This window comes from Mycobacterium sp. TH-M15, from assembly GCF_057473705.1.
On record NZ_JBYCLB010000708.1, the window covers coordinates 1 to 7440 of the forward strand.

General features: G+C 70.2%; 8 protein-coding genes and 1 tRNA gene. 4 read left to right on the top strand and 5 right to left on the bottom strand.

The genetic code is table 11. The features are described from left to right. Positions 1-2427: pyruvate dehydrogenase (acetyl-transferring), homodimeric type (aceE, locus tag AC2VNT_RS17435; RefSeq protein ID WP_486948046.1), on the bottom strand; the 2427-nt coding region annotated here is incomplete at its 3' end. A 205-nt stretch (positions 2428-2632) separates the two neighbouring features. Between aceE and AC2VNT_RS17440 the strand changes: the two genes are divergently transcribed. The 4 genes from AC2VNT_RS17440 (at position 2633) to AC2VNT_RS17455 (ending at position 4212) form a co-directional block, all read left to right on the top strand. Then, positions 2633-3121, top strand: a complete 489-nt coding sequence (locus tag AC2VNT_RS17440) for a hypothetical protein (RefSeq protein WP_486948047.1) — start codon at positions 2633-2635, stop codon at positions 3119-3121. Between the two features lie 80 nt (positions 3122-3201). Then, positions 3202-3627, top strand: coding sequence for a DUF3052 domain-containing protein (locus AC2VNT_RS17445; protein WP_486948048.1), 426 nt, complete (start codon positions 3202-3204; stop codon positions 3625-3627). Then, positions 3627-4088 carry a peroxiredoxin gene (locus AC2VNT_RS17450; protein ID WP_486948049.1) on the top strand — a complete coding sequence of 154 codons (462 nt, stop codon included), beginning with the start codon at positions 3627-3629 and terminating at the stop codon, positions 4086-4088. The genes AC2VNT_RS17445 and AC2VNT_RS17450 overlap by 1 nt, the downstream gene beginning before the upstream one ends. A 52-nt stretch (positions 4089-4140) precedes the next feature. Next, a tRNA-Val gene (locus AC2VNT_RS17455) sits at positions 4141-4212 on the top strand. 16 nt (positions 4213-4228) lie between these two features. Here AC2VNT_RS17455 and AC2VNT_RS17460 read toward each other — a convergent pair. The 4 genes from AC2VNT_RS17460 to AC2VNT_RS17475 all read right to left on the bottom strand — a co-directional run. Beyond that, positions 4229-5683: a hypothetical protein gene (locus AC2VNT_RS17460; RefSeq protein ID WP_486948050.1), complete on the bottom strand. Its 1455-nt coding sequence runs from the start codon at positions 5681-5683 to the stop codon at positions 4229-4231. Further along, on the bottom strand, positions 5680-6288 hold the full coding sequence (locus AC2VNT_RS17465) for a hypothetical protein (RefSeq protein WP_486948051.1): 609 nt from the start codon (positions 6286-6288) through the stop codon (positions 5680-5682). Before AC2VNT_RS17465 ends, AC2VNT_RS17460 begins: the two co-directional genes overlap by 4 nt. A 59-nt stretch (positions 6289-6347) precedes the next feature. Continuing rightward, positions 6348-7172 carry an SURF1 family cytochrome oxidase biogenesis protein gene (locus tag AC2VNT_RS17470; protein ID WP_486948052.1) on the bottom strand — a complete coding sequence of 275 codons (825 nt, stop codon included), beginning with the start codon at positions 7170-7172 and terminating at the stop codon, positions 6348-6350. Beyond that, positions 7172-7440, bottom strand: a 269-nt coding sequence (locus tag AC2VNT_RS17475) for an arsenate reductase/protein-tyrosine-phosphatase family protein (protein ID WP_486948053.1), incomplete at its 5' end; no start/stop codon positions are given. The genes AC2VNT_RS17475 and AC2VNT_RS17470, both read right to left, overlap by 1 nt.

Here is a 7440-nt window from a genome sequence, read left to right on the forward strand (position 1 = left end):
CACCGCGATCCCGTCCCGGTTCAGCTCGCCCCAGCTGGTCACCGACCACACGTCGGCGGCCACGTCCCACTCCGCGGCCAGCAGGTCGGCGGCGCGCAGCGCGTCCGGCATCGCCACCCCGGACGCCAGCAGGTTGGCGGTGTGGGTCCGTCGCTCCCGGGCGGCCCGGAACCGGTAGATACCGCGCAGCAGGCCCTCGACGTCCAGCCGGTCCGGCTCCGGCGGCTGCACGATCGGCTCGTTGTAGATGGTGATGTAGAAGTAGCAGTTCTCCGGATTCTCGCCGTACATCCGGGACAGGCCGCTCTCGATGATGTGGGCGAGTTCGTAGGCGAACGCCGGGTCGTAGGTCACCACCGCGGGGTTGGTCGAGGCCAGCAGCAACGAATGCCCGTCGGCGTGCTGCAGCCCCTCGCCGGTCAGCGTGGTCCGTCCCGCGGTGGCGCCGAGCAGGAAGCCGCGGGTCATCTGGTCGCCGGCCGCCCACAGCAGGTCGCCGATGCGCTGGAAGCCGAACATCGAATAGAAGATGTACAGCGGGATCATCGGCTCGTCGTGGGTGGCGTAGGAGGTGCCGACCGCGACGAAGCTGGCCCCGGCGCCGGCCTCGTTGATGCCCTCGTGCAGCATGTGGCCGGTGTCGCTCTCCTTGTAGGCCAGCATCATTTCGTGGTCGACCGAGGTGTACAGCTGCCCGTTGCGGTTGTAGATCTTCAAGCTGGGGAACCAGGAGTCCATCCCGAACGTGCGTGCTTCGTCGGGGATGATCGGGACGATCCGCGAGCCGATCCCGGACGGGCTCTGGTCGCGCAGCAGCTCCTTGAAGATGCGGACCAGGGCCATCGTGGTGGCCACCTCCTGCTTGCCCGAGCCGGTCTTCACCGGCGCATACGGCTCGGGCCCGGGCAGGGTCAACGCCTTGGCCTTGGTGCGCCGCTCCGGCAGGAACCCGCCCAGGTTGTGCCGCCGGTCCAGCAGGTAGCGGATCTCCGGGGCGTCCGGACCGGGGTGGTAGTAGGGCGGCAGGGAGGGGTTCTGCTCCAGCTCGGCGTCCGAGATCGGGATCCGCATCTCGTCGCGGAAGTCCTTGAGGTCTTGCAGTCGGAACTTCTTCATCTGGTGGGTGGCGTTGCGCCCGGCGAAGTAGCTGCCCAGGCCGTAGCCCTTGATGGTCTTGGCCAGGATGACGGTCGGCTGGCCCTTGTGTTCGACCGCGGCCTGGTAGGCGGCGTAGACCTTGCGGTAGTCGTGGCCGCCGCGTTTCAGGTTCCAGATCTGGTCGTCGGTCAGATGCTCGACCAGCGCCTTGGTCCGCGGGTCGCGGCCGAAGAAGTGCTGCCGGACGTAGCCGCCGTCGTTGGCCTTGTAGGTCTGGTAGTCGCCGTCGGGGGTGACGTTCATCAGGTTGACCAGTGCGCCGTCCTTGTCGGCGTGCAGCAGGGCGTCCCACTCGCGGCCCCACACCACCTTGATCACGTTCCAGCCGGCGCCGCGGACGAACGACTCCAGCTCCTGGATGATCTTGCCGTTGCCGCGCACCGGGCCGTCCAGGCGCTGCAGGTTGCAGTTGATCACGAAGGTCAGGTTGTCCAGGCCCTCCAGCGCGCCGACGTGCAGCAGCCCGCGGCTCTCCGGCTCGTCCATCTCACCGTCGCCCAGGAAGCACCAGACGTGCTGGCCGGAGGTGTCCTTGATGCCGCGGTCGTGCAGGTAGTGGTTGAACCGGGCCTGGTATATCGCGTTCAACGGGCCCAGGCCCATCGACACCGTCGGGAACTCCCAGAAGTCCGGCATCAGGTGCGGATGCGGGTAGGACGGCAGGCCCGGCGGGTGGCTGTGCTCCTGGCGGAAGCCGTCGAGCTGATGGGTGGTCAGCCGGCCCTCCAGGAAGGCCCGCGCGTAGATGCCGGGCGAGGCGTGGCCCTGGATGAACACCTGATCGCCGCCGCCCGGATGGGATTTGCCGCGGAAGAAGTGGTTGAACCCGACCTCGTACAGGGTCGCCGACGAGGCGTAGGTCGAGATGTGCCCGCCGACACCGACACCGGGTCGTTGCGCGCGGTGCACCATGACGGCCGCGTTCCAGCGCATCCAGGCGCGGTAGCGGCGTTCCACGTCCTCGTCCCCGGGGAACCACGGCTCCAGCTCGGTCGGGATGGTGTTGACGTAGTCGGTCGACGTCAGCGCCGGGATCGCCACCCGCTGCTCGCCGGCCCGCTCCAGCAGCCGCAGCATCAGGTAGCGGGCCCGGGCCGATCCGGACCTCGCCAGCAGGTTGTCGAAGGACTCCAGCCACTCGGAGGTCTCGTCCGGGTCGATGTCGGGCAGGTAGGACGCCACCCCCTCACGGATCACCCGCACCCGATCGGGTTCACCTGCGCCGCTTGAGCCTTTGGCCAGGTCGTGACGCACGAACTCGGTAGTCAACTTCCGCTCCTTGGTCTGGCGGTTTGAGGGTGAATCAACCGTCGATCATCGTCCTTCCATCGTGCCGTACCGCCGGCACCCCCACCACCGCCAGCCCGGGCGGCGATCTGGTGTTCCGAACCCGGTAACGTTTGACGGTGTGCTGAACCCACGGGGTAGCCGGCGGCGCGGACCTGGGCGGATACCGGTCCGAACGGTCGGCCTGGTGGCCGGCGTCGTGGCGGCGCTGGCGATACTGGTCGTCGGGTGTAACAAGGTCGTCGAGGGCACGTCGTCGGTCGACACCTCGGCGGCTCCCGAATACCGCACGTCGGTCTCCCATTCACGGTCGGCGTCGGCCGCGGCGTCCAGCACCCAGGCGGTGCGCGGCGCGTGCAGCACGTTCAGTGAAACCACCACCAATGCCATCGATGTGGTGAACAAGTACGTCGACGCGGTCAACAGCAACGGCGATACCGGCGAAACCGAGGGCCCGGCGGTGGATGCGCTCAACGACGCGGCCGACACGGTCTCCGGTGCGGTCAACGACGCGATGCCGGCCGACCTTCGGGACACGTTCAGCTCCTACGCGGACGCGGCCCGGTTGGTGGCCGACGCGATCTCCGCCCGCGCTCCGGGGGCGGTATACAACACCCGGATCGACCAACTGAACGACATTCGGAACAAAGGGATGCAGCAGTGCCGCAGCTATTGATTCGAGCGCATGGCAGACCGGGTGTTGTGCAACGATGATGTCGAGCGCACGGCACGCTGAGGGTCGAAGGAGGTCGCACGGTGGTCGCCGCGGATGACGCGCCGAACTACGCCCGGAAACTGGGCATCGAGACGCAGCAGGTTGTCCAGGAATGGGGCTGGGACGACGATACCGACGACGACATTCGCGCCGACATCGAAGACGCCTGCGGCAATGACCTGCTCGACGACACGGTCACCGACGAGGTCGTCGATGTGGCCCTGCTGTGGTGGCGCGACGGCGACGGCGACCTGGTGGACATGCTGATGGACGCGATCGCGCCGCTGGCCGACGACGGGTTGGTCTGGGTGCTGACGCCGAAGACCGGCAGGCCGGGGCACGTGCTGCCGGCCGAGATCGCCGAGGCGGCGCCGACGGCGGGCCTGATGCCGACGTCGTCGGTGAACCTGGGTGAATGGAGCGCCAGCCGGCTGGTGCAGCCCAAGTCGCGGGCGGCGAAGCGCTGATGCTGGACGTGGGCACCGAAGCGCCGGATTTCACCCTGCGCGACCAGAACCAGCAGCCGGTCACGCTGCGGGACTACCGGGGCGACAAGAACGTCTTGCTGGTGTTCTTTCCGCTGGCGTTCACCGGCATCTGCCAGGGCGAGCTGGACCATCTGCGCGACCGGTTGCCGAGCTTCGTCAACGACGACAGCGCGGCCCTGGCCATCTCGGTGGGGCCGCCGCCCACCCACAAGATCTGGGCGACCGAGAGCGGCTTCCTGTTCCCGGTGCTGTCCGATTTCTGGCCGCACGGCGCGGTCAGTGAGGCATACGGGGTGTTCAACGACGACACCGGCTTCGCCAACCGGGGCACCTTCGTGGTGGACCGGTCCGGGATCATCCGGTTCGCCGAGATGAAACAACCCGGCGAGGCACGCGACCAGCAGCAGTGGGTCGACGCGCTGGCCGCGCTGCGGGGGTAGCTCCTCGCCGGAGTTGGGTGCCCGGCACCGGCCGGGTAGCCTGCCCGAGGCGGGGCGCGTAGCTCAGTGGTAGAGCTCTGGTTTTACACACCAGCGGTCGGCGGTTCGATCCCGTCCGCGCCCACCGGTGTTGCCGCAGGTCAATCACCGGCGGTGCCCAGTCGTCCGGACAGGCGTTGGACGGCCGGGTCGGCGAGCATGCCGGCCACCGCGTCGATCACCGCGCCGGCCTCGCCGTTGCGGCGGTGATTCACCCGCTGCGCGGCGGCGCCGATTCGCTGCAGGAAGGCGCGACAGCTGGCCGAGGCGACGGCGGCGTAGTCGGCGGCCTCCTGGGCCTGCGCGCCCGCAGCGAATCTGGTTGGCAGGTCATGAAATTCGTTGAGCAGCGCGTCGGCCTGGGTGCGGATCGTCTGCACACAGTTGCGGGCCACCTGGGCGTCGAGGGGAATACGGGAATCGGCCTGTTCGGCGACCTCCACTTCGAGTGTGTAACTGATCCGGTGCAGCGCGGCCAGTTCGTTCTCCACCAGCAGGGTTTTCGGCCGGATGCCCCAGGGCGGGATCGGCATGGTGAGCAGCTGGGCGCCGGCCAGCTGTTCGATGGAGACCTGTTCGGTCTTGCCCTGGGCGGCCCAGGCCTGCTCGCGGGCGGCCGCCAGTTCGGCGGCGGCGTCGGCGCGAGCCTGGTCGAACTGGGCCCGAAGATCTTCGAGCTCGCGTTGGCCGGCGGCTCGGGCGGCGGCCCGCTCGTCGATGCGCTGCTCGGCGCGCTGCTGCGCGGACCGGGCCTGCTCGCGAGCCGCGACGAGTTCGGCCACGGTGTCAGACCGGGTCTGGTCGAGCTGTGCCTGGAGCTCCTCGATCGCGCGTTGACCGGCGGCCCGCTCGGCGGCTCGCGCGGCCATGCTCTGGTCGGCGCGTTCCTGCGCGGCCCGGGCCTGCTCGCGAGCCGTGACGGCCTCGGCGCCGGCGTGCTCGAGCTGCGTCTGGAGGTCCTCGATCGCGCGCTGGCCGGCGGCCCGTTCGGCGGCTCGCGCGGCCATGCTCTGGTCGGCACGTTGCTGCGCCGCCTGAGCCTGCTCACGGGCGACGGCCACCTCGGCTGCGGACTCGGCCCGCAGCTGGTCACGCTCGGCGGTGATCCGCTCCACGGCCGCCTGCATCTCCCGGCGCTCGGCGGCCCACTGGGTGTGCTTGCGGACCGAATCGGCGTCGGCGGCTCGGGCTCGTTCCCGTGCCATCTCGGCCGCCCGCGTCGACTCCCGCGCCTCTTTGCGGGCGGCTGTCGCATCGGCGACGGCGTCCTTCCGCTCCTGCTCGGCGTCGCGCGCTCGTTGCTCGGCCAGCGCGCGTCGATGGTCCGCCTCGATGATCCGCATCCGTGCGGTGGGTCGTTTGGTCGTCGCGGCCCCGGAGCGTTGCCGCTGTTTGACCAGCTGGGCTTCGGTCATCGAGGCCAGCGCCACCAGCTGGGCGGGTGGCCGCCGGCCGAGCCGTTCGGCCGCGGCGACGGCGTATTCGGCGGTGCGCTTGGTCAGCGCGGCCCAGGCAGCGGGGTCCAGATCCTCGAGGTGCCGGCGCAGTGTGGTCACCGGTGGTCCCCTTCGCCGGTCTCCGCGTGGGCCTCGGCCGGCGCGGTGGAGGGTTTGCCCGCCGTCTGCTCCGTCTTGGCGGGCGCCTTGGCGGGCGTCTTGACCGGCGCCGGCGACTTCCGGACGTCGCTGCGGGGGGCGGGTTCCGGCAGCGGTCCACCGTGCCAGCCCAGCACCAGCCCGTACTGGGCGAGGTAGACGCTCACGGCGCGGGTCAGCGTGTCGTCACCGAGCTCTTCGGCGTCGCGCTGCAACCCGTGCAGCAGCTCCAGCGCCAGCTCCGGTCCCAGACCGAGGCCGGCGTCGTCCGCATCGGCCGCGGCGGGTTCGGCGCCGGCGTTCTCCACCAGCCACACCAGCCGGTCCCAGCACCGGCTGATCGCCTCGGCGCGCCGGCGATCGTCGCGGTGTTCCCGGTGGTGGCGCTCTTGTTGTTCGAGCCGTTCCGCGCGGCGCCGGCCCTCCCGGTGGGACAGGTAGGCGGCCGCGCCGAAGACGATGGCGGCGGCGACCAAGACGGTGATCCCGGCGAAGCCGGGCGAGACGAGAAAGTCGTCCACTGTGGGCAGCGACTGCCAGGAGGTTGTGTCGGGGATGTCACTCATGCCGACTATCTTGCCGGTCCAGGTGGCGGCCGTGGACGGCAATGGGGTGGTTGGCCGGGTCAGCGGCGCCGGCCGTAGCGGTCGGCGAGCTTCTCTTCGACGGTCTGCGGCCCGGGCGTCGCGTCGGGGTGCCCCGGGGCGGGTTTCTCGGTGCGACGTGCGCGGACCTCGGAGAAGATGAAGTAGCCCAGCCCGAGCGGTGCGATGACGCCGAAGGCGATCCACTGGACCCCGTAGGACAGAAACGGCCCGGCGTCCAGGTGCGGCAACCCGATCACCCCCAGCCCGCCCGGCTGGCCGTCGGTGAGTTGCAGATAGGTCGGGGTGAGCGGCACATGGGTCAGCGCCGTGATCTGCGCCGGGTCGATCGAGTAGACCTGTCGGATCCCGTTCTCGGAGAACGGCTCCTTGCCGGGGATCGGCGGCTGGGGGTCGCGCAGCCGGGCGGCGATCCGCACCGTCGTCTGCGGGGCCGGTGGGATCGGCGGCACCCGTGAACCCTGTTCGGGGCGGACATAGCCGCGGTTCACCAGCACGGTCGGCCCGTCGTCAATGCGGAACGGCACCAGCACTTCGAACGCCGGCTCGCCCTCGACCACCCGCAGCCGGACCAGCACCTGGGCGTCCGGCAGGTATCGTCCGGGGGCGCTCCCCCGTGGCCACTGGTCAGCCGGGGCTGCCGAATCTTGGTGCGGCAGCAGCGTCGTCGCCGGAGCCGGTTCGGCGGTGAGGGCCCGCTGGAGCTGGGCGTTCTCCCGCGACGTGGCGGTGTTCTTGCCCAGCTGCCACGGCGCCAGCACCGTGAAACACAGGTACGCGAAGGCCAGCACCACCACGTCCAGCGCCAGCCAGCTCGGACGCAGCAGGAAGGTCCAGCGCCGCATCAACCGGCCCCGTTCTGCCCCAGCTGCTCGTCCACCCAGTCGTGCAGGCCGGGCAGTGCGGTCGCGATCACGCCGAAGACCCGCTCGAAGTCGTCCAGGCTGCCGTAGTAGGGGTCTTCGACGTCCGGCGCGACGGCCTGCGAGCGCGGATCGAAGGAGCGCAGCATCCGGATGCGCGCGGCCGGCGCTCCCAGTTGGCGCAGCCAGTCGACGTGGTTGCGGCCCAAAGCCACCAGCAGGTCGGCCGCCAGCTGGTCGTCGCCGACCT